Source organism: Neobacillus sp. YIM B06451 (assembly GCF_032667185.1).
In the GTDB taxonomy this organism is placed as follows: Bacteria; Bacillota; Bacilli; order Bacillales; family Cytobacillaceae; genus Bacillus_D.
The window spans coordinates 95,585-117,469 of sequence record NZ_JAVFKJ010000001.1 but is presented as its reverse complement, the minus strand read 5'-3'; the positions used below and the strand labels follow the sequence as shown (position 1 = coordinate 117,469).

Annotated in this window: 18 protein-coding genes; 4 read left to right on the top strand and 14 right to left on the bottom strand. The window is 48.5% G+C overall.

All coding sequences use genetic code 11. The features are described from left to right. Position 1 precedes the first annotated feature (1 nt). Genes RB160_RS00495 through RB160_RS00480 form a run of 4 tightly spaced genes read right to left on the bottom strand, consistent with a single transcriptional unit; the run spans position 2 to position 6,571 of the window. The gene (locus RB160_RS00495; protein WP_316568257.1) at positions 2–2,311 is read right to left on the bottom strand and encodes a DUF5682 family protein; all 2,310 of its coding nucleotides are present in this window, start codon (positions 2,309–2,311) and stop codon (positions 2–4) included. Next, positions 2,266–3,351 (bottom strand): AAA family ATPase, encoded by a 1,086-nt coding sequence (locus RB160_RS00490; RefSeq protein WP_316568256.1) that lies wholly within the window; start codon positions 3,349–3,351, stop codon positions 2,266–2,268. Before RB160_RS00490 ends, RB160_RS00495 begins: the two co-directional genes overlap by 46 nt. Next, positions 3,351–5,147: a hypothetical protein gene (locus tag RB160_RS00485; protein ID WP_316568255.1), complete on the bottom strand. Its 1,797-nt coding sequence runs from the start codon at positions 5,145–5,147 to the stop codon at positions 3,351–3,353. The genes RB160_RS00490 and RB160_RS00485 overlap by 1 nt, the downstream gene beginning before the upstream one ends. An 11-nt stretch (positions 5,148–5,158) precedes the next feature. After that, positions 5,159–6,571, bottom strand: a complete 1,413-nt coding sequence (locus tag RB160_RS00480) for an SWIM zinc finger family protein (RefSeq protein ID WP_316568254.1) — start codon at positions 6,569–6,571, stop codon at positions 5,159–5,161. Between the two features lie 352 nt (positions 6,572–6,923). Here RB160_RS00480 and RB160_RS00475 point away from each other — a divergent pair, with 352 nt between their 5' ends. Beyond that, complete coding sequence (locus RB160_RS00475) at positions 6,924–7,874, top strand: Gfo/Idh/MocA family protein (protein WP_316568253.1); 951 nt, start codon at positions 6,924–6,926, stop codon at positions 7,872–7,874. A gap of 120 nt (positions 7,875–7,994) precedes the next feature. Here RB160_RS00475 and cypC read toward each other — a convergent pair whose 3' ends face one another. From cypC to RB160_RS00460, 3 genes are all read right to left on the bottom strand, one after another. Then, entirely contained in the window at positions 7,995–9,251 is a 1,257-nt protein-coding gene (gene cypC, locus RB160_RS00470) for a CYP152 family fatty-acid peroxygenase CypC (RefSeq protein ID WP_316568252.1), read from the bottom strand. A gap of 585 nt (positions 9,252–9,836) precedes the next feature. Next, a complete protein-coding gene (locus RB160_RS00465; RefSeq protein WP_316568251.1) occupies positions 9,837–10,373 on the bottom strand; it encodes a DinB family protein in 537 nt (178 codons plus the stop codon). Between the two features lie 141 nt (positions 10,374–10,514). Then, the gene (locus RB160_RS00460; RefSeq protein ID WP_316569027.1) at positions 10,515–11,171 is read right to left on the bottom strand and encodes an HAD family hydrolase; all 657 of its coding nucleotides are present in this window, start codon (positions 11,169–11,171) and stop codon (positions 10,515–10,517) included. A gap of 112 nt (positions 11,172–11,283) precedes the next feature. Here RB160_RS00460 and RB160_RS00455 point away from each other — a divergent pair, with 112 nt between their 5' ends. Together RB160_RS00455 and RB160_RS00450 are read left to right on the top strand one after the other, a co-directional pair. Continuing rightward, the gene (locus RB160_RS00455) at positions 11,284–11,955 is read left to right on the top strand and encodes a response regulator transcription factor (protein WP_316569026.1); all 672 of its coding nucleotides are present in this window, start codon (positions 11,284–11,286) and stop codon (positions 11,953–11,955) included. Beyond that, positions 11,952–12,971, top strand: a complete 1,020-nt coding sequence (locus RB160_RS00450) for a sensor histidine kinase (RefSeq protein ID WP_316568250.1) — start codon at positions 11,952–11,954, stop codon at positions 12,969–12,971. The genes RB160_RS00455 and RB160_RS00450 overlap by 4 nt, the downstream gene beginning before the upstream one ends. Before the next feature lie 39 nt (positions 12,972–13,010). On the opposite strand, the gene RB160_RS00445 is transcribed toward RB160_RS00450, so the two are convergent. Both RB160_RS00445 and RB160_RS00440 read right to left on the bottom strand, forming a co-directional pair. Next, positions 13,011–14,930 (bottom strand): FtsX-like permease family protein, encoded by a 1,920-nt coding sequence (locus RB160_RS00445; RefSeq protein ID WP_316568249.1) that lies wholly within the window; start codon positions 14,928–14,930, stop codon positions 13,011–13,013. Next, complete coding sequence (locus tag RB160_RS00440; protein ID WP_316569025.1) at positions 14,917–15,684, bottom strand: ABC transporter ATP-binding protein; 768 nt, start codon at positions 15,682–15,684, stop codon at positions 14,917–14,919. The genes RB160_RS00445 and RB160_RS00440 overlap by 14 nt, the downstream gene beginning before the upstream one ends. Before the next feature lie 425 nt (positions 15,685–16,109). On the opposite strand from RB160_RS00440, the gene RB160_RS00435 reads away from it, so the two are divergent. Beyond that, positions 16,110–16,550 carry a C40 family peptidase gene (locus RB160_RS00435; RefSeq protein WP_316568248.1) on the top strand — a complete coding sequence of 147 codons (441 nt, stop codon included), beginning with the start codon at positions 16,110–16,112 and terminating at the stop codon, positions 16,548–16,550. A 54-nt stretch (positions 16,551–16,604) separates the two neighbouring features. Here the strand turns inward: RB160_RS00435 and RB160_RS00430 are convergent, their stop codons facing one another. From RB160_RS00430 to RB160_RS00410, 5 genes are all read right to left on the bottom strand, one after another. Continuing rightward, positions 16,605–17,735, bottom strand: a complete 1,131-nt coding sequence (locus tag RB160_RS00430) for an ABC transporter permease (RefSeq protein WP_316568247.1) — start codon at positions 17,733–17,735, stop codon at positions 16,605–16,607. Beyond that, a complete protein-coding gene (locus tag RB160_RS00425) occupies positions 17,728–18,936 on the bottom strand; it encodes an ABC transporter permease (protein ID WP_316568246.1) in 1,209 nt (402 codons plus the stop codon). Before RB160_RS00425 ends, RB160_RS00430 begins: the two co-directional genes overlap by 8 nt. A gap of 13 nt (positions 18,937–18,949) precedes the next feature. Beyond that, positions 18,950–19,876, bottom strand: a complete 927-nt coding sequence (locus tag RB160_RS00420; protein ID WP_316569024.1) for an ABC transporter ATP-binding protein — start codon at positions 19,874–19,876, stop codon at positions 18,950–18,952. 126 nt (positions 19,877–20,002) lie between these two features. Further along, complete coding sequence (gene ribD, locus RB160_RS00415) at positions 20,003–21,094, bottom strand: bifunctional diaminohydroxyphosphoribosylaminopyrimidine deaminase/5-amino-6-(5-phosphoribosylamino)uracil reductase RibD (RefSeq protein ID WP_316568245.1); 1,092 nt, start codon at positions 21,092–21,094, stop codon at positions 20,003–20,005. Then, positions 21,087–21,827, bottom strand: a complete 741-nt coding sequence (locus RB160_RS00410) for a GTP cyclohydrolase II (protein ID WP_396954655.1) — start codon at positions 21,825–21,827, stop codon at positions 21,087–21,089. Before RB160_RS00410 ends, ribD begins: the two co-directional genes overlap by 8 nt. Positions 21,828–21,885: the final 58 nt, after the last annotated feature.

Below are 21,885 nucleotides of genomic sequence, written 5' to 3'. Positions count from 1 at the left end.
ATCACCAGTCCCCAAAGTCGAAATCATTTAATTGGTCAAGCACGGATTCTTCTTTTTCCGTTAAATCCTCATTTAGCTTTTCGCTAACTTGCTGTGCGTTCAGGTCCCAGCTTTCGGCAAGGATTTCGGCGACTTTTGATCTGTCCCCGGCGTTGTAAGTACTGAAAGCCCGACGTAAAAATACCAAGGCCCTTAAAAACTCTTCGTCCGAAAGTGTGGCTATGTAGTGATCCACCTTTTCCCACAAAAACGCTCTGGACAGGAGTGCATACTTGTTTCCAAGGCACAATCCCTCGAACCATCCGCCGCCAAGATCGGCTGGGATTCCCGGTGAAAGCCTTCTTGATACCTCTTCCTCCAGTTTTTCCGGGCCAATTTCATTTTTCTCCAACAGCAGCGCACAGCAATAGCCTGATAAAATCGGATTTAAGTCATCCCTTTCGCTAATTTCCTTTAAAGTTTGAAGCCAAAGGGGCTCATCAATTTCTTCATAAAGCTGGCCGGCCGTTTCGTCCATTTCCTGAATCCCTTTCAGGACCAACTTTGCCGCTTCATTATTGCAGCCTGAAGAACCCGGCAGAAGCAGAGCGCCCCGCAAGAACAGCCTCGCAACGAGCGGTTTGAGCATGTCGGTGTCAAGGCCCCGTACGTCCCCGAACTGAAGGACGTAGGCAATCTGCCCAACAGCGGCAGCCGTTTCTGGAAAATCCGCCGCTTCAGCCCCAAGCGCCGCTACGGCCGCCCTCGCCTCCTCCATCATCTCCATCATCCCGCATAGCCAGCTGTCCCTAATCACAGAGGAAGCTTGCCCTACATTCTCCGCCTTCGCAAGCCTTTCTTTTAAAACAAAGGCCGTTGCAAGCTCGATTGTATCTCCGAGCAGGGTCGTTTCGACGAGACGGATTTCGGACTCGGGCGTCCAGCGAAGATTCCACTGCTCCGCCCAAGATGCCTGGTCCTGTTTATATCCTGACTGGTTGGCAAAACCAATGCCCAAAACATTCAGCTGATGAAAAAAGAATGACCTGTTCCGGTCGAGAAACGCGGCTTCCCTGCTTTTCACCCGCCTGTTCTCACGTAAATCGAGCCTTAGTTCCGTAAGGGTAGGAGATTTATATTTTTCCAGCTTCAACTCCCTGATCCTTCTCGTAAAATCCTCCTGGATGGGCGCCTGGATCACACCATCGGGCAGCTCACCGATTGCCATACCCACTTCAATCTTCGCGCAAGCATCGGCAATGACAGAAAAGTTCCCGTGGCCGAGGCACATGACAGCCGAATCCCTTAAATCCTGAAGCGTTGGGCCCCCGTTCCGAAACGAAGCAAGCGCATAAGCAAGCCGCGTTCCTTCCATTACTTCCGCAGTCGAGCGGAATGTACCTGATTTTCGAAGTTCCGCCGCCAATGATGACAAATAATAAAATGGAAGTTTGCCAGGATCGGATTCCCTCATGCAGTGCCACATCATATGAAAATACGACGGAGCATGGTTTCCCGCTCCGTATCCCGATTGGGAGGAAAGCCGGAAATTTGAATAAGGCATGAGTGTCATTTTTATCTGGACAGAGGGCAGTTTTGAAAAATCGGTCAGTTCCCCTGTTTCCTCAAGAATCCCTTTAATATGGAAAGCGCCTGTCACAACGACGATTTTTTCGGGATGGTGGCCCGCGGCAATTACTTCGGCTATCTTGCTTCGCATATAAGCTTCCCGAAGGCGATTATAGTCCTGCTCCTTTTGATTGTCTGTTGTTTCAGCCAGTAAACGGATTTCCGCAGAGAACGCGGCCATGGCCGAACAGAACCCCTCAAGGTCTCTAATTTGCTCAAACGATCTTTCCCAGTACGATTCATAATTCTGCTCCCCAGCCAAACGGGCAAGCTGTTCGTATACGGAGTGGCGCTCCCCGGCCGGTTCGCCTTCCTCCTGCCCCTCGTTTGCTTCCTGCCTGTGGACTGCAAACGAATTTTTCGCCGGCAAATCAATGAATTCAGCATGCGAGCCGTGTTCAGCCGCCCATTTTAACGCCCTGTATTCGGGCGAATAGTCAGCGAGCGGATAAAGAATGGTTTCAATCGGAATCTCTTCCGTGTATGCTAAAGCCGCGATAGGCGGTTTTGTCTTGTGTTTTACAATATCGGGTATCAATCCCGACATATCGGCAGGCCCTTCAACGAGGACGGCTGTCGGCATAATCGCATCGAGAAAAGATTCAATATGCCTGGCGGCCGCGGGAGAAAGATGGCGCACCCCAAATACATGCGGCTTCATGACTGGTTCATCTCGCTGCAAGCAAGATACAGCTTCCGCCATTCCGCTCCCCTTTTTTTCATGATATTTTCAAGATATTCCTTCCACACGAGGCGGTCCTTTTCCTCATCTTTCACGATAGTGCCCTGCAGCCCCGCGGCGACATCTTCCTCGGTAATCCTTCCTGATCCGAAGCTGCCCGACAAGGCCATGCTGTTTGTTAAAAGCGAGATTGCTTCAGCTGTCGAAATGACGCCGCTCGGGGCTTTAAGCTTTTCCTTCCGGTCGAGTGTCATGCCTGCCCTGAGTTCCCGGAAAATGGTGACCACTTTTTCCACAAGTTCCTCGCCCGGCAATTCCGATTGAAGCTGGAATTGGGTAGACAGCTCTCCAACACGTTTCCTTACGATATCCATCTCTGTTTCAATATCGCCAGGCGCGGGAAGGACCAGGATGTTAAAGCGCCTTTTCAGGGCAGAGGACATTTCATTCACGCCCCTGTCCCTCGTATTCGCTGTCCCTATAATAGAAAAGCCACGGACCGCAGAAACTTCCTCCCCGAGCTCTGGTATCGTCATGCTTTTTTCCGAAAGGATTGATATCAATGCGTCCTGCACTTCCGAAGAACAGCGTGAAATTTCTTCAAATCGGGCAATCGTTCCGGACTCCATCGCCCGGTAGACAGGGCTTTTTACAAGAGCCTCGCGGGAGGGGCCATTTGCAAGTAGCATGGCATAATTCCAGCTGTAACGGATCTGCTCTTCTGTCGTACCAGCCGTACCTTGGATGATCTTTCCCGAGTCCCCATGGATAGCGGCCGCGAGAAGTTCGGACAACGTTGACTTCGCGGTTCCTGGCTCCCCGATCAAAAGAAGGGCCCTGTCTGTTACAAGTGTAGCGATTGCCATTTCAATCAACCGCTTGTTGCCAATGTATTTTGGCAGGATGTCTTTTTTTCCAGCCTTTCCACCGGCGATGAATGTAAATACCGCACGGGGGGACATCGCCCAACCGGCGGGAACTGTCCCTGAATCTTCCTTTCGTAAAATCTCCAGCTCTTCTTCATACAATTTTTCCGCTGGCAGGCGCAGCAACTCGGCCATTATGATTCCTCCCTAATTCGCATATCCTTTGCAATTTCAAAAAGCCTTTCCTTTAATAGCTCATGTTCAAGTTCCGATTCAGCAATCTTTTCCAACTCACTAGCATGAGAAGCCGGCAAACGGGAGAACAAGCCAAGATTATCACGAATCCTTTGGTAGTGGAACTGTACCGATTTCATGTTCACATCTGTCTTTTTCAATGTATCGACAAGCACTTCAAAGGCGTTTTCATAGTTAATCTGGATGAGTGACGCCATCGCCATCATCCCCCGCTTGCTTGAAAAATAGGGATTGAGGGCAAGCTTATCCAGCACGTACTTCAGATGTTCCTTGCTGTAGATTTTCCGGGCAAACCGGAAAACGAGGTTTTCCTCGTCAAGCTCGATAAAAAGCGGAAGCCATCTATCAATCCACGCAATTTCTTCTTCGCCTTCTTCCTTTTCACTGTCCTCCGCATACCGATAGGCTTGCCATCTGTATTCCTGGTCAAATTCCTGAAGGCTTGGCTCGAATGAAATAAGTTTATCCATCGTTTCGAGAATAGCCCCACCAGCGGGATCCTTCCTTGATTTCCTAACAAATTTTGCATACCTGGAATACACATCATCCGGTGTTCGGATCGACAAGGAGGCCAGGAAGGATAGATCAGCGAAATGCTCCTTTTTCGGTAAATGGCATAGGTACTCAATAAACTCCCTAACTTCATATACCTCCTTCTGGAGCAGGATTCTTGCTGAGTCCTTTGATAGTTCCGTAGAAACACGGGATTCTGCGGCGACTTTCTTCAAAAACTCGATAACGCCTTTACTCTCGCCACCATCGAGGCTCCAGATTACAGAAGAGAGCAAATTCGAGGTTTCCCGCTTTTTCCCTTCAAGATAAACCTGGAGTGTTTTTTTAGCAAAATCGAGCAGGGCATCCGCAATTCCAGGTGAAGGATTTGCTCTTGCAATTTGAAGAATCATCTCCTGGTCTTTGGACTCAACAGCATCACCGAGGCGTTCAAGTGCCGCGGCGGTTCCCCTTGCAGCCAATGCCGTATAAGCCGCGCGCCTCGTTTCCGCCCTCTTTGCCATGGTTTGTTCAAGAATGGCTTCCTCAGCCTCGTCATAGCGGGCCAATATCTCGAGCGCAGCCTCCTTAATTTGCGGAGAACCGTTTTCAAGGCATTCAAGATAAAACGGCAGTCCTTCGTTTTCCAAAATGGCATGGATGGCGATCAGTTTTTTTCCGTCACCCGCCTTCCCTTTTATTGAAAATGTCTCCTCAATATACGGAAGGATCTCTCTTCCAAAGCGGGGCAATACCTTTTCTGCTATGAAAACACCAATCTCTGGATAGGAATCCTCAAGGCCTTTAATAAACGGCATGACGAGGCGCAAATCACGGAACTTCCCCGACTTAACCGCTTCCTGAATGATTTCCGTCCGTCCATACCCTTTTGATTCCAGGGCGTGTATGACTGGCTGTAATTCAAGCCACGACAAATCGGTCGGCAGCTCAATGCCCCCTTCACTTTGGGCCAGTTCGCCATCCTTGCCTGTTGTTCCCATAGTAGACAAAACGGATGTCAGCAATCCTGATAACTCCAGCAGATTTGCCGCAGAGTTCTGTTCATCGGTAATTAGCGTTTCCGCCATTTCCGAAAGGCGCCTGAAGACCGGAGCCCTCTCGCCAAGTTTTTTCAAAACGGGGATGATCGCTTTCACCCTAGGATCGCCAATTGCCAGGCTGCTGCCCGCTATTGCCAGCCTCTTTGTTTCTTCCTGCAGTTCATATAATGCTTGTATGCTCATTGCCTTCCCCCCTACCCGACCAGCCTGATATGCCGGTCTTCTGTAATGATTGCCAACGGCTGGGCCCCGAGCCTGCCGGTTAGAAGGTCTGGGTAAAACCGGACAAGCATCGCCCCATTTCGGGTGTATTTCTCAGGGAGAAGTTTTAGCAGGCCCAGTGAATTGCATCCTTCTTCCGGCCCTTCCACTAAGGAAAGCCTCTGCCCTTGCCGATCCTCAAGCTGCCAGTCGCCATCAGCCAGTCCGACTCTTTCATAGGCTACAAATGCAACCGGATGCTTATCAGCCAATGGAAGCTTCAGGAGATTTTTCACCTCTTTGATTACCTCTGCCACGTTAACACGCGCTAAGCCCTTCAACTCTGTTAAATCCGGTTTTCCATGGAAACTATACTCATTCCAGCGTACCCGGCGGATTCCCTCTCCCGGGTAAATGAACAACTCATTTGTACCGAGTACTTCCATGATGGAATCCTCTTCTTTTACATGCTTCAGCGCTTTAAATGGCCTGTAGTTCTTTGTGCAAAAGAGCTCCCCTCCGGCAAGGTCGATCCATATTCCCTCGTCGATAAACTCCTTCCGCGCATCGTGGCGGGAGGAGGAAAAGGACAGCTGGGCCAGCCTAACATCTGGGCGGACTAGCTCTAGCTCCTTCAGCTCGGCAAGCTGCCATGTATGCCCGAGCCATTCCTCAATCGAAGAGGAAGTGTCTGGCGTAAGGTTTTCATCCTCAAGCCGGCGCTCAAGATGTGCGTTTCCTTTTTTGCAAAGCGTGTGGAGAAGGATGAGTTTTTCATAAGCAATCTGATAGAGCCGTTCCTCGGGAAGTTTCTTCCCCCACAGCAGGGTAAAATCCCTGAGTTCATTTTGCGCCTCTTTCAGGTAATGGTTCCCTAGCTGTTTTGCGGTTTCTTCAAGCTGGCTTAGTTTTCTCGGGCTCATGGACGCCAGGCCCGCGGACAGAAGTTGGCTGATTTGTTTTTCCAGCAGTTGAAGCCCGTCAAGCTGCGCCTTCAACTTCTTTGCTAGCGCAGCCTTATTTGGCTTTTTCTGGCTTTTAGTTTGGTCTTTTTTCTTTTCCTCACGAACCGCGGCCTTTTCACGTTTTGCCGCTATATCCTCAGGTATTGGGGCTTCGGAAAAAGCCGCGCCATTTATGTATGCGTACAATAAGCCTAGGGAGTGCTTGCACGGGAACTGGCGGCTTGGGCAACTGCACCTAAAAACCGGCTGGCCGCCAATGAAATCCGCCGATGTTAGGTAAGGATTTTTCCCGCTGCCTTTACACTCGCCAAAGAGAAGGGTTCCATCGGCGCTCCTATGCATGTTTTGGAACTGATTTTTCCGGACGAGCCCCCAGCCGTTCTTTATCGCCGCCGCATTCGGGGCCAGGGAGTCCACATACGCTTCAGTCAACGCTTGCATATATCCACCTCTTTACGAATTTTCAAAAAATAGATTAACAATATTTTACCATCATTACCTTAAACGGGGAGGATGCAAAAATAAAAAAGCGTACGGAAATATTTTCCGACGCACTTCGCGGTGACACTAGGGAAACGGTTCAATAGGAGATTTTTTACAAAGGGCGTGCTTGGTATTGGGCGTGTTCCTTTTTCTTTTGTAATGTGGGATATTCAAGAACTGCAGATGGCTTCCCGTCTGTTCCGAATGGTAAACTATATTGGTACATATTTGCTGGATTCGTAATTTTTTTGAGGGGCCTGCATTGCGGAATTGGTTAATGCACGTCGCCTTTTTAAAGGGGGATTATTTTATGGGGAAAATAAAGGTTGGCATCATTGGCACCGGGGGTATTGGCGAGCGCGTAATGAACGCATTCCTGGCGCACCCTGAAGCAGACGTTCAGGAAGTTTTCGACGGCAATGCGAAGCGGCTCGCGGAAGTTTCCGAAAAGTATGGGATAGCCGCCGCGGATGACTATAAGGCTCTTTTCGACAACCCTGACATCAACTTGATTTATATTGCCGTTCCGCCAAAATACCATCACCAGTATGTCATCGAGGCGCTTCGGGGAGGCAAGAATGTCCTTTGCGAAAAGCCTTTGGCCAGTACGGTGGCTGAAGCAGATGAAATGCTCGAAGCGGCTGAGTCCAGCGGGGTAATGCACGCGGTCAATTTTCCGACGATCTTCGGCAGCGGGTTTTTGGAGCTGGAGAGGCTGGCACGTGATGGGTTCCTGGGCGATTTACGCCGGGTTGAACTACACTGCCATTTTGAAGAGTGGCCGCGCAAATGGCAGCAAAACAGCTGGATTTCTTCCAGGGACCAGGGCGGCTTTGTCCGGGAAGTGTTCCCGCACTATATCCAGATAATCTTGCATTTGTTCGGAAAAATAAGCGATGTCCGTTCTTCATTGGAGCTGCCGGAAAATCCCGGCCTTTGCGAAACCGGCATCATTGCAAGCGGACGCCTTTCAAATGGTGTGCCTGTCCTTTTCAACGGACTGTCTGGACTTGGCATGAAGGAAGAGCTTCGTTTTGATTTGTATGGTACAGAGGGGACTCTTTCCCTCCGTAACTGGTCGGAGCTGTGGGCTGCTAGAAAAAATGAACCCCTTCAGCGGATTGAGGTAGAGGGCGCAAACAGTTATCACCGGTTCATCGATGAGCTTGTGAAAGCTTTCGAAGGAAAACCGGCCCGGATTGTTACCTTCCAACGTGGAAGGGATGTCCAGGAAATCCTCGACCAGCTCTTGGAGGGGTGAAATAGTGAAGCAGTGAGGCAGGGGAAATATCCTTTGCTTCATTTTTTATATGGAACATGAGTAAAAAAGGGGACGGGCCCTCCGCTTTCGTTTTTGCGGAAGTGATCCGTCCCCTGTTTTTTATTGAACCCTCTTAACGTTAGCCATTATAAATCCGCTTTCCGGGCGCGTCGGCATCCGGACGAGGCTGTAGCTTAAATCCTGTTCCTCCGGTACTTCATACGTGATTCCGTTTACTAGCAAATCAAGGCAAACTTTCATTACCTCCACCGTAACGCCTTCGCCAGGGCAGCGGTGGCCTTTTGCCGGATCCCCGCCTCCCTGGGGAATGAACTTGAACAGGTTTCCGTCCCAATCCCGGAACCGTTCAGGATGAAATTGGTCCGGAAATTCCCACAGCCTGTAATCGTGGTTCGTTCCGTACATATCAAGCAGGACAAGCTGTCCCTCTTCAAAATTGTAGCCGTGCCATGTAAATGCATTTTTTACCCTTGCACCGACAAACGGCCCAAACGGGTAAAACCGCCTTACCTCCTCGGAAAACCATTCCCGGTATTCGTCGCCTTCCGTACGGAGCTTTTCCTTGCATTCCGGATGTTCATGCAGAGCCAGGGCACTAAACGAGATGAATGTGGCGATCGCTACAATTGGCCTTAGTACATTTATCAGTTCGACCGCGGCCATTTTCGCGTCAAGCGGTTGTCCATCCGGGTCACGGTAAACCGACCATGAATGAAGCGCCGACCCTTCCCTCGCCGCAAGTTCCCCTGCCCTGACATTCTCGATAACTTCGGTGATCCATTCCTCGGCGCGAGTCCGGGCCCTCCTGCCTTTCCAATGGCGTCGCCCCACAGCTCCGAACGCATCGACCATCGCGGTGAAATCCTCCGCGCGTTCTTTTGCCTCATCCTCTTTTAAAGGAACGCCCGCCCATTCGCAGGCAATTTTACAAAGGATTTCTTCAGCCTCTTCAAAAAGGACGACCCGGTCCATCGTTTCCCATTTACTAGCGGCTTCACGGAAATACGTTTCGGCCAGTTTACGGACCTCGGCAACTCCCTCCGGTGACAGGAGCGCCATGAACAGCATCTTTCTGCTTTGGTGCACAGCGCCGTCCTTTGTCTGGACCGCATTTACCCCAAACAGCGTCTTTTGGACCCTTTTCGGTGCCGCCCCTTTTCTTTGAAACTTATCATTATCATAGAAAATCCTCGCCGCTTCCTCGCCGGTCATGCACACGACCTTTTGGCCAAGGAGCCGCGCCTCGAACAGGTCCGCGCCATATTTCTTGCATCGGTTCCCGATAAATTCATACCCCTCCTGCATCAGTGCCAGGCTGTTATCAATGCTGTGGTCTTTAGGAACTTCACCGTTCAAATCCATCTTCTCCTTTTTGGAAAAATAAGTTCTTCCTACTGCATACATTTTTGCCTATCGAAAGGCTTGCTAAACAATAAAGGATCCTTTGCCATTTGACCGAATCATCCCAGTTAATGCGGACGGCCCTAATTGTGTCCAAATTTGCCAGTTCTGGATATGTGCCTCGAATTTTAGATATCTGTTTCGAAATCCTGGATATCCTCTTTAAAATCCCGGATAAGTGTCCTGAAAACCCGGATAAGTGGTCTGAAAACCCGGATAAGTGCCTTGAAAACCCGGATAAGTGCCTTGAAAACCCGGATAAGTGCCTTGAAAACCCGGATAAGTGCCTTGAAAACCCGGATATCTATCCGTTTGTATGTATGTTGACCAGGTAAACCGGAGAAAAGCAGCCTGATTTATGAAAATGCCACCAGTACAGGGACTTTCTCCGAAGATGGAGTCCAATCAGCCATACTGCACTCCGAAAAACAAAAAAGACAGGGAATATATCCCTGCCCTCGAGCATTTCGTTTGTTTTAAGATAGGACTCTTCTATCCAAAAATCACTAATACGTCCCTCGTTTCGTACTGTTTCTTGCCTTACTCTCCGGGAAAACCACTAGATCCCATGTAGCGTTCCATGAGGATTTTGCGGTGATGGAGTTCGTGGCCTGCGATCATGGCGGCGATTGCCCGTACTGATACGAGATGGCCATTGGCATTCCCAGTTCGTGGCCACGCTTCCTCGCTGAGCGACCTTACCAGAGCGCTTGTCGACGCCCGAACCGCCATGAAATTCGCCAGCAAGTTCTCAAGCGGTTCCCTGTCGAACCCAGCTTCCCGAACGTACGCGTTCTCCTCAAAGCCAGGGAGTGGTACCGTGTCCCCGCGCGCAATCGTCAATAGCCGGTACGCCATAATCCGTTCCGTATCCGCCATATGGCCCAAAACTTCCTTAATGCTCCATTTTGATTTGCCATACCTGAATAAAGCCTGTTCGTCCGATAAACCTTTCAGGAGGATGACGGTTTCATCCGCCTGCCTCTCCAAAGTTGAAACGATATCCCCTTCCGGAACCAGCGCAATGTAAGGTTCATAATAGGTTGCATATTCACCATGTTCTGGCCTTTTATACATGAAAACCACTCCCTTCGGTTGCTTAATTTTACAATATCACGTTCAAAGGTACCTTTACCAAATATAAGTGGACTGCAAACATAGCGCCCCCTTATAAAAAAATCGTGAAGGTAAATAAGAATAATTGTCCGCCCCTGTTTACTAGTCGTACCTTTCAACTTCCTTTAGCACTTCCGCCAAACTTTTCTCTGCCATCGATCCAAGCCGTAGCCGGTAATTTTCAAATGGAAGATGGTTCGTTACCGGGTTCGGGACGATGACACAGTGCATTCCGGCGGAGATGGCCGCGGCTGACCCATTCAGCGAGTCTTCGAAAGCAACCGCCTCATTGGGCGAAATCCCCAGGCTCTCCAGGGCCAATAAGTAAAGCGCGGGGTCCGGTTTGACTTTTTCGACGTCTTCTTTGGTCTTAATTGTTTCAAAGTAGCCGTAAATGCCAAACTTCCTTAAATACGATTCGACCCATTCCCTCCGTGAGCTTGAAGCGAGGCCAATTTTCACACCAAGGGCCTTTGCTTCATCCAAATACTCGCGAACCCCCTCACGGAGCGCCAGGCTGCCTGCTTTTTGCATGTAAAACTCCTTCGTTTTCGAATGGATGCCTGCTTCCTCGACCGTCATGCCTGTCATTTTTTCAAAATATGCATTCAGCACTTCGTTGGTCGTCCCGATCACCTTTGAAAATTCTTCAAGCGGGAGTTCGCACCTGAATTCTGCCATGATTTCCTTATATGCTTCATACCAAAGCGACTCCGTATCGACAATCAGGCCGTCAAAGTCGAAAATAATTCCCTTGATCACGCTATTCCCTCCAGTCAATTCCCGAAAAATGGAACTCTACTAAATTCCTGCCAAGTCTACTATACTATAGATACAAACTTTGCAAGAAGAAGGTGGCCTTTTGAGAAGAGTGATGATTGTCGAAGATGAACCGAAGTTAAGGCAGTTGATTGCCGCTCACCTGGAAAAATGGGATTTTTCCCCCTGTCCGGTCGGCTCGTTTGAGGAGATTGATGTACAAGCCGCCGATTTGAAGCCGGATCTCATCTTGCTCGATATCAACCTCCCAAGCTACGACGGGTTTTACTGGTGCAAAAAAATCCGTGAAGTGACAGCCGCTCCCATCGTGTTCATTTCATCGAGGACGGAAAATATGGATATTGTCATGGCCATGAATGTCGGCGGCGACGACTTTCTCCAAAAGCCTTTTTCGTTAGACGTGCTAGTCGCGAAGCTGAATGCCATTTTGCGGAGGGCGACAGCAACGACAATCGGACAGCAGGAAACGAATGTGCTCCAATATAACGGCCTTCTCTTGAACCTTGAGAAAGCAGCCATACAATTTGAGGGCAAGGAAGCCATTTTAACAAAAAACGAATTCCATTTAATGGCGATTCTAATGAAACGGCCTGGTAAAATCATAGGAAGGGACGAAATGATGCGCGCCCTGTGGCAGGATGAGAGCTTCATAGACGACAATACGTTGACCGTCAATATGAACCGTCTCCGAAAGAAGCTTGAAAGCCTCGGCCTTAGCGGCATCATCCAAACGAGAAAAGGCCAGGGGTACATATTGCTATGAAACTGGGAGAATACGTTTCCGACAACAAAGCCCTTATCATCTGTTTCTTACTCATCATCGGCTTCATCAATGCCGTCGTCCTTGCCGACTCGTCCCTGTCCATTCATCCGGCGAGCCTGTTGTACATCGATTTTGTTTCGATATTGATCTTCTCTGGTTATCTAGTCAGCAATTTCCACAGGAAGAATGCATTTATGAAAGAAGCAGGAACCTACGAGCCTGGCGGCGCACCACGTTTGCATAGCATTAAAAACACTCACGAAGAAAAACTTTATCTGGCTATGATCACGGACCATTATCAGAACTATCTCGAAGAGCTCAGGCACGCCAATAATGAAAAAAAGGAATGGATGGAATACATGACATCCTGGTTCCATGAAATCAAAACGCCGATTGCCGTTAGCCGGATGCTCTATGAAACCGGTGAAGGCAGCGCGAGCCTTGAAGAAGAAATGGACCGGATTGAGCATTTCGTCGAGCAGGCGCTTTATTTTTCCCGCCTGAACGATTTCAATAATGACTACCTCATTCAGGAGGCTCAGATTGGGAAAATCGTCAAGGAATCCCTGAAAGCCCATTCCAAGGTTTTTTATGCAAAAAAAATCCGCCTGGACGTCCGCTTCGAAGACTTTGAGGCGCTCACTGACAAAAAAGCCCTTCTGTTCCTTTTCAACCAGCTACTCGGGAACGCGCTAAAATATACCCCGCCGGGAGGGGAGCTAACTGTGTCCGTCCTTCCAAAGGAAAGGATAATTTCCATCCGCGACAACGGAATCGGGATTTTCCCCGAGGATCTTCCTAGGGTTTTCGAAAAGGGTTTTACCGGGAAAAACGGTCGTGAACTTTATTCCTCTACAGGGATGGGGCTTTATCTCGCCAAAAAAATCGCCGATAAGCTCGGCCATGCGGTAAGTGTCCAGTCCGAAAGGGGGGTATTCACCGAGGCGCGCATTCACTTCCCTGTTCCTGGCGGAGCCGCCTATCTTGGACTGGAAGCCGAAAACCATATGGAATAATAGACAAAAGGGATGGAGGAACCATCCCTTTTTTCATGGCTATTCATTTACGAGTGCATAGAAACGGGCCGACGTGTAAGAAAAGTATGCCAAATACAGGCCTATATACAGGCCAAGGACGACCATGAACGGACCGGCCATCCGGATGCCGGCAAACCCTGCGAGCGCCGATATAAGGACAGAACTATGCGATATGGCAATCAGGATTGGAATAGAGAAAATAAACAGCGTTTGGACCCTGATCGATTTCCTCAAATCCCGCGCTCCGAGCCCAATCTTTTTCAAGATTTGGTACCTCGGCTTGTCGGCGGCCGCTTCCGACAACTGCCTGTAAAAAAGGACGCTGCCGGTTGCCATCAGGAAGACAAGCCCGAGGAAGCCGCTGATAAAAATAAGGATGCCGTATGTTTCCATTCCTTGTGAATATTCCTGGTAAAAACTCGACCAAATCACCTCGTTCCGGTCTTCCGCATGGTTCCAGAGGATTTCTTCTATTATCCCCCCCAGCTCCTTTGTAGCCTTTTCTTTTCCGAGCTTGTATATCTGCAGCTGTGTTGTCGGCGCACCAGACTCAACGGACTTTTCATAAACGGCGTCCTTGACGACGAGCGGGAATGCGAAAATGGCTTGATTCAGCAGCGAATAGTTTTCATAGGAAGCAATCGTTACGTTTTCCCCTCCCGGCAAGCCGATGCTTCTGCCGGTATAAGGGTCATTGGTCCTGTTCAGATTTCCATCATAAAAGGCGATCGCTTCATTATCCGCGAAATCAATGGCATCTTCCTTCCCCATTTTCCCGGCAAGTTGCCTAAAAGACGATTCGGGAATAAGCAGGACTGGATAATAAGGAGGAAATCTTCCTGAAAAATCCGGTCCCGCTTCCATTTTCACAGGCTCAAGTTTTTGGCTATAAAGCACATCTTCCCTGCCCTTGAATAACCGGCCGATTTCCGTTTCCTCATCCCCATTTTGAACTGTATAAATAAAGCTATGCGGAAAATTGTCTTTTGAAATATCATTCAGGTTGGCGTACAGGCTCCACGTCACTCCCATCAGGAAAAGCGTGAACGTAGACAACAGCGCCAATACCGACAGGACGGCGATATTTCCTTTTATCCTATATAGGAGATTCGATGCACTAATGATGTTTGGTCCTTTATAGAAGAATGCCTTCCTTTTCAAGAGTGCCGAAAGCAAATAGACGATGAACGACCGGATGAATAGGAACGTTCCAATTATGATGCCCACAAGCGCGCCTAGGATTTTCAGCCATGCGTAGCTCGACCAGATGCCGGATGAAACTGGCTGAAGAATGACCCAATAACCAGTTCCGATGAGCAGCAGTGACAATACAGCCACAGCGACGGAGGCAACCGGCTTTTTCTCCGCTTGTTTTCCCGCCTGGAAAAGTTCTCGGAGGGTGGATGTCCGGATGACCCGGGCATTATAAATCGAAGCAGCAGAAATGATGAGAAAAAAAACAACAACCGTTTGGACTGCCGCGGCTACAGATAAGGTGAAACCCGCGACGATTTGAATCCCCATCAGCTTTACAAGAACCATCGCAAACAGCTTGGAAAGAACCGCACCAATGCCTATGCCAATCAGAAGCGCCCCCGCGCCGACAAGCAAATTTTCCAAAAAAAGCATCAGCCCAATTTGTTTTTTCGACATACCAAAAAGAGAGTATAATGCGATTTCTTTTTTCCGCTTTTTCATAAAAAAGCTATTGGAATAAAAGATGAACAGAGCCGAGAAAGCGACCAGGAAAACAGAAGCGGCCATAAATGCGGGCCCTATTTTACCAAGGCTCGCTGCAGCATCTATAATTTTCCGGTTGTATTGCAAGGAAACAAAGGTAAAGTAAATCACTACGCTAAAGGACATCGGATAAAAATAAACCAAATACGCCTTGAAGTTTTTACGTATATTTCTTTTTGTCAGTTCAAACAGACTCAATCTGTCCACCCCCCAAGGCAGCCAGCACATGGACAACTTGCTGGAAAAACTGTTTCCTTGTTTGGCTTCCCTTTCTTAATTCAGTGAAGAACCCACCATCCTTTATAAAAACGACACGGCTGCAAAAGCTTGCTGCGAAAGGGTCATGGGTTACCATCAATATGGTCGAGCCTTTAATCCTGTTGATTTCCTCAAGCGTCTTCAATAGGATATGGGCCGACTTCGAATCGAGGGCTCCCGTAGGCTCATCCGCGAAGACAATACTCGGGCTTGCGACAAGCGCCCTCGCTGCGGATGCCCTTTGTTGCTGCCCACCGGAAACCTCATAAGGATATTTGCCGAGTAGTTCTTCTATCCCGAATACTTTTGCGAATTCCGCTGCCCTCCCCGCAATTTCGACTGGCGGCATACCAGCAAGTGCGAGCGGCAAGGCGATATTTTCTTCAATTGTCAATGTATCCAGGAGGTTGTAATCCTGGAAAATGAAGCCGATCCTATCCCGCCGGAACCTACTGACTTCCTCTTCATTCAAACTTTGCACATTCGTACCGTTTATCCTTACGATGCCTGAAGTCGGCACGTCGATCGTCGATAATATGTTCAGCAAGGTTGTTTTTCCGGCTCCTGAAGGCCCCATAATCGCGGTGAATTCCCCTTTTTCAACCTTTACATCGATGTTGTTCAGGGCGGAAAAAACATTCCCCTTTCCTCCATAAGTCTTATTGAGCCCGACAGCTTCCAAAACCAATTCCATTTTCATCCCTCGTTTATCCTTTTGTTACTTTTACTGTAATAAAATTCTTTTCTATCATCCATCGCATTCCCTTACATTTTTAACTTGCAGCCTTACAATTTTGTAAGAAATAGAAGGTGAAAAAATCTATTTTTACAGTTGTTTTACATATTTTCGGCACATTTTTTTACTTTTTTCACAGTTTGTTTACATTTTGGCAACCATGAACCATACTGTACCTAAAATGATTTAAGAGGCTAAAAACCCAGTCATATCAATGTTTCTGGCAGAAAAATCTAGTATTATCACTTTTTAAAGCAATAAAAATGTTAATTTTCTGAATTTTCACAGCCTCTTGTAATAGACTTGTAATCTACCTGTGAAGACGCTGTTAAAAAGAATAGAGTATAGTAGGTTTAGCAAAAAACACCAGGGGGTAAACTTACATGTTGAAGAAATTTATGGCGGTTCTGTTTATGACAACTTTGATGATGACACTTCTTCCGTCCATGAGTGAAGCTGCAACTTACCACAACAATGCAATTTCTGTCGCGAAAGCCAATATGGGAAAACGGTATACATGGGGCGGAATCAGCCCAAAATCCGGTTTTGATTGCTCAGGCCTCGTAAAATATTCTTTTGGTAAAGCAGGAAAGTCCCTTCCAAGGACTGCAGGGGAAATGTGGGGCAAAGGTAAACGCGTCTACAGCCTGAAGCCTGGCGACCTTGTTTTTTATAAAACGTACAAGTCTTCAAGACCGACTCATGTCGGCATTTATATCGGAAACGGGAAATTCATCCATTCCGCTTCATCCAAGGGCGTATCTGTTTCTTACTTAAACAACTCTTACTGGAAGCCACGTTACGTAGGTGCAAAGCGTATCTAATTATACTATAAAAAGAGAGCCGGACGGCTCTCTTTTTTGTTTTGTCTATCAAAATCAGTTCTCGTATTTCAGCTTCCTTATTCCCAAATAGTAGAACAGCAGGCAGAATCCTGCTAGTACGGCGATTGCAGTCCAAATCGTCGGTCCGTGCAGGCTTCCGCTCACAATTTCCCGGATACCCGACATCATCCAACTCTGCGGGACGAATTTTGCAATCAGCTTCATGAAATCAGGTACGACATCAAGCGGCCAGTAGACACCTCCGAGCATGCAGGTGCTGACAATGATAACCGCGCTCAACGCGCCCGCCTGCTGTTTTGTTTTTACCAGTCCGGCAATCATGAGGCCCAGTCCGACCACAGTCAGGATGACAAGCGACGCAAATGGGATAAAATAGAGCGGGCTTCCCCATTTCCCGTTGAACAGCACTTTAATCGAGAGAGCGAGAATGCCAAGCTGGAGCCAGCCAAGCAAAAAGTAGGACAGGATATAACCGCAAATGATTTGAACCCTGTTAACAGGGGCGGCCATCAGCCTTGCCCAGGTTCCGCCCGCCCTTTCTTCAAGGATTGTCGCTGCCGCTCCCGAGATCCCGAACATCATAAACATGATGGTAAATCCAATGGTACTCAAGGATACTGCTTCTCCCTTGCTTCCTTCCCTTTGAATGATCTCCTTGTCAACGCGGATTCCCTGTTGGCCTGACGCTTCCTGTAAAAGTGCCGAAAACCCATCCGTCCCGATAGCGGCAGCTAATTCATAACCCGAGGCAATCGTCCGCGCGGCTCCTTCAAGATGGGGATACAGCGCCAAATACTCCTGTGTCTCGCGTTGGATTGCAACGGTGAACAGCGGTTCTTTTTTTGCAATCCGTTCTGCCAATCCGTCTCCAATCATGACCGCAGCAATGGCCTTTTGATTGTTAACCGCTTCCCTAGCTTTTTGTGCGGAAACTTTTTCCCATTTATATTGTTTATTGCCTGTCAGCAGTTTCGCAGTCTGTAAAGATAAATCATCGCTTCCGGCTGAATACAGTACAAGCGGTTTGTTTTTTTCCGAACTGCCAGCCATTCCACCGAAAATAATACTGAATACGAGTGGCATGACAACCATCATTACCCATACTGAGGGGGTGCGAGCCATCGACTTCAGATGCAACAGGGCAATCGCAGCTGTTTTACGCATACTTTCTCCTCCTTTCCCCGGCAAGCATAAGCCAGCCGATAGCAAGGAATAGAACCCCGAGCCCCAATAGCCCCGCCGCGCCCGGGAGGATATCCTTTATCCCGCCCCCAGCCATCAACTCCAGGAATGATTGAAGGGCAAGTGCGTTTGGAAAAACTTTTACGAGCGTGTTCACCCAATCAGGCATCAAGTACAAAGGCACCATACTTCCGCCAACTGCCGACATGATTTGTGTGCCGAGCATACCTACAACGTTAAAGGCCTTTCCCGTGTTCACCAGTGAACCCGCCATGACTCCTAGTCCGCAAGCGCTGAATACGAAGCTAATACCGATTATGAATACGCCAGTGAGGGATGGGCCCCAATCAACCGAAAAAATGAACCGGGTTCCGAGTATAATTACAAACAACTGAAGCATGCACAAAAAAAGCAAGCCCAGGACTTTTCCCGCCAAATACTCATAATGGGTCAATTTTGATACAAGCAGCCGTTTATAAACCTCCTGATCCTTTTCTTCAATCATGGCCGATACCCCAATGGTAACTGTCATCAGCAGGAACATGACCCCCATGCCCGCGGCGTAATATTGAAAGGAGCCGACCGGCAATCCTTCTTCCTTCGGAGCTTCCTCTTTCACAAGCGGGAAGGGTTCCTCCCCCAGGGAAAACTGCGCGGCACCAAGGTTTGCCTGCCCTTGATTCCCCGCTTTTGCGGCAGCCTCGATGACAGCCTTCATCCCGGCCGTCCGGATAGCGGCTTCACTTGCAAACTGTTGGATGATGTTCTCGGTAATTGTCGCCTGAATTCCCGCCGAAGGAATCGAAATGAGTTTCACTTTCGCTTCATTACCAGATAGAACCGCATTAGAAAAACCTTTTTCGATAATTAGGCCTACGGCGGCTTTTTGGTCTTTAAGGGTTCTATACAAATCAGCTTCATTCATTTTTTTAACTTTCACAAGATTAGGCAGGCCTTTTTCGAAAACTTCTTCCTCTAGAACCGTGCCCATCTCCCCATCGTCAAGATTGGCCACAGCGAGTGTAAATTTGTCCAGCTTCACTTCGCCGTCTCCCATGAGCTTGCCAAATGCCGCTCCCAATATACCAATCAATAACAACGGCATCAGGATGAGTGTCAGCAAGGCTTTCCTGTCCTTTGCGATAAGGATTGTGTCTTTTAAAGCAAGCCACCACAAATTCATTCTTTCTCCCCCCTTAGTCGCGCAGGTTTCTTCCTGTCAAATGCAAAAAGACGCTTTCCAAGTTCGGTTCGACGATTTCCACTCCGGAAATTTGCGCACCCGTTTCCGTAATTCTTTGTACGAGCGTACTTAAGACAGCTTGAGGCTCCTTGTGGAACACCGTCAAATTCTCTTCAAAAACCTGGCAATCACCTGCCGGAACAATCCCATTTAGCATGTCAGGGTTGGCCGCGCCTCCCTGAATGGCAAAGACCATCCTCGACCTGTCGCCTATCGTCTCCCTCAGTTCCGGAATGGTTCCTAAAGCAATCAGCTTTCCATGGTCCATAATGCCAATCCGCTTACATAGAAACTCCACTTCCTCCATGTAATGGCTTGTGTAAATGACAGTCATTCCCTCATTATTCAATCTCTTAACCGTTTCAAGGATATGGGCCCTTGACTGTGGGTCAATTCCAACGGTTGGCTCATCCATAATCAATAATTCAGGCCTGTGGAGGATGGCCGCGCCAATATTGACCCTCCGTTTCATCCCCCCGGAAAACGTCTCGACTTTATCCTTCGCCCTGTCGGCAAGTCCAATCAATTCGAGTGTTTCGGCGACCCGATGATCAAGGATGCTGCCGGAAAGGCCGTACATCCTTCCCCAAAAATAAAGATTGTTTTTCGCGCTCATCGTTTGGTACAGCGCGATTTCCTGCGGGACAATCCCAATCAGCGCCTGTGCTTTTTTCGGGTTGGCTTTCATATCAATGCCCGAAATCATGATTGAACCCTCTGTAGGTGGAAAAAGGCCCGTCAGCATGTTGATAGTCGTAGACTTTCCTGCGCCATTCGGACCCAGCAATCCAAAAGCTTCTCCTTTACTGACTGTAAATGATACGCCGCGTACTGCTTCAAAATCCTTAAACGCTTTCCTTATTCCCGACACCGAAAGCAGTTCCATTCTCCTATCCCCCTTCTTATCTATGACTATTTTACTACAACTATTTTCTAAATTGGGTGAATTGTCCAGTGATCTGGAAAATTATTCAAAAAAAAAGCCAGCATGAGCTGCTGGCCTTCGTTATTTATAGGAAGGATAGCCGGTGAACTTGAAATCACGGCCAACCTTTTCTATCGACGTATTTTCCAATTCAACTACATCCGCCATTGTATTGGCGCCTGCCCCTTCAAGAAATGTAGGCGCCGCTTGCCCGCCAATTAACATCGGAGCAAAATAAAGAATGACTTTATCAACCAATTTCTTTTCAATAAAACTCGCATGGACGGTGCCGCCGCCCTCAATCAGGATGGAGGAAACGAGCTTTTCCCCAAGAATATCAAGCACTTCTCCAGGGTCCACTTTCCCCCGGCCCGCTGTCCGGAAAACACTTGCGCCCCGCTCCCTCAGCTGTATCTCCTTATCGGTGTCAGCATCTCGGGTTGTAAAAATCCACGTTTCCGCCAGTCCGTCCGTAACCACCTTGGAATCGAGCGGTATTTTTAAGGAAGAATCAAGCACGACACGAATTGGATTACGGCCATACGGAATCCTTGTCGTTAATTCCGGATTGTCTTTTATGACGGTATTGACCCCAACCAGGATCGCCATGTGTTCGTTCCTTAAATGATGGGCATCCCGGCGAGCATCTTCGGAGGTAATCCATTTGCTTTCAAATGTGTGGGTAGCAATTTTCCCATCAAGGGAAGACCCCGCTTTCAATGTGACGAATGGCCTCTTATCAACGATAAATTTATTGAAAACCTCGTTCATCTTACGGGATTCCTCTTCACGGATGCCTATTTTGACTTCAATTCCGGCATCCTGAAGAATTCTAACTCCATTGCCTTTGACAACCGGGTTCGGGTCGAGTGTTGCAATGACCGCCCTTTTCAAACCGGCCTGTACAATCGCCTCGGCACACGGGCCTGTTCGGCCATGGTGCGAGCAGGGCTCCAACGTGACATAGATGGTGCCTCCACGGGCCTTCTCCCCCGCCATCCGGAGGGCGTGGATTTCCGCATGGGGTGTTCCAGCCTTCAAGTGGGCCCCAACACCGACAATCCTTCCTTCATTCACGATAACCGACCCGACAAGAGGATTTGGATCCGTCTGGCCTTTTAACGCCCGTGCATTTTGCAGGGCGAGGTCCATATAGAACGCATCGCTAGTCATTCGTGCAATTCCCCTCTTCCCTCAGGTGTCCTGAACGGTTCACCTTCGTTTGGAGGTATTGCTCATTGTATTCCGAAATATCTCCCCATAGCGGCCGCCTGCCTGAAATTGGCATACCTGACTGCCTTAGAGCCTCAAGTTTTTTCGGATTGTTCGTAATCAGCGTGACAGGCTTGGAGCGCAATGCTTTCAGGACGGAAATCGCATCTTCGTAATTCCTGGAATCGTCGACAAATCCAAGCCCTTCATTTGCCTCAACCGTATCATAGCCATTTTCCTGGAGAATATAGGCCATCGCCTTGCTGAACAGCCCAATTCCCCTTCCTTCATGATTGGCAAGGTAAAATAATGCGCCCGTTCCATGCTCGACAATCATTTTCATTGAATTTTTTAATTGGAAGCCACAGTCGCAGCGCTTGCTTCCAAAAATGTCACCTGTATGGCAGATGGAGTGCATCCTAATCAGCGCTTCGTTTCCGAACTGGAAATCCCCGTAAGCAAGGACGCTTGATTGCTGCAATTCCGCAAGATTGGAAGAGGACAGTTTATCAATGATTCGCTGATAATCTTCCGTCACTTCATCACAGTTCAGCCAGCAGTACCACTGGAATACGACCGTTTCCCCGTAAAGATTGACAGGAAGCCGAATTGGGCCGACAAGGTAAATCGCCCCTTTGCCGGTTTTAATGAGTTGAATCTTATCTTCCAAAATGGAAAGCACTTTTGAATCCATTTTCAGCTCGCTCACTACTATTTCTCCTTTATAAAAAGATGAGGATTTTATAAAACCT

What these genes read in the sequence shown, in the direction of transcription:
- RB160_RS00495 (WP_316568257.1), bottom strand. Translation starts at nt 2,311, where the DNA reads ATGGCGGAAGCTGTATCTTGCTTGCAGCGAGATGAACCAGTCATGAAG.
- RB160_RS00490 (WP_316568256.1), bottom strand. Translation starts at nt 3,351, where the DNA reads ATGGCCGAGTTGCTGCGCCTGCCAGCGGAAAAATTGTATGAAGAAGAG.
- RB160_RS00485 (WP_316568255.1), bottom strand. Translation starts at nt 5,147, where the DNA reads ATGAGCATACAAGCATTATATGAACTGCAGGAAGAAACAAAGAGGCTG.
- RB160_RS00480 (WP_316568254.1), bottom strand. Translation starts at nt 6,571, where the DNA reads ATGCAAGCGTTGACTGAAGCGTATGTGGACTCCCTGGCCCCGAATGCG.
- RB160_RS00475 (WP_316568253.1), top strand. Translation starts at nt 6,924, where the DNA reads ATGGGGAAAATAAAGGTTGGCATCATTGGCACCGGGGGTATTGGCGAG.
- RB160_RS00465 (WP_316568251.1), bottom strand. Translation starts at nt 10,373, where the DNA reads ATGTATAAAAGGCCAGAACATGGTGAATATGCAACCTATTATGAACCT.
- RB160_RS00450 (WP_316568250.1), top strand. Translation starts at nt 11,952, where the DNA reads ATGAAACTGGGAGAATACGTTTCCGACAACAAAGCCCTTATCATCTGT.
- RB160_RS00440 (WP_316569025.1), bottom strand. Translation starts at nt 15,684, where the DNA reads ATGGAATTGGTTTTGGAAGCTGTCGGGCTCAATAAGACTTATGGAGGA.
- RB160_RS00435 (WP_316568248.1), top strand. Translation starts at nt 16,110, where the DNA reads ATGTTGAAGAAATTTATGGCGGTTCTGTTTATGACAACTTTGATGATG.
- RB160_RS00430 (WP_316568247.1), bottom strand. Translation starts at nt 17,735, where the DNA reads ATGCGTAAAACAGCTGCGATTGCCCTGTTGCATCTGAAGTCGATGGCT.
- RB160_RS00425 (WP_316568246.1), bottom strand. Translation starts at nt 18,936, where the DNA reads ATGAATTTGTGGTGGCTTGCTTTAAAAGACACAATCCTTATCGCAAAG.
- ribD (WP_316568245.1), bottom strand. Translation starts at nt 21,094, where the DNA reads ATGACTAGCGATGCGTTCTATATGGACCTCGCCCTGCAAAATGCACGG.
- RB160_RS00410 (WP_396954655.1), bottom strand. Translation starts at nt 21,827, where the DNA reads ATGGATTCAAAAGTGCTTTCCATTTTGGAAGATAAGATTCAACTCATT.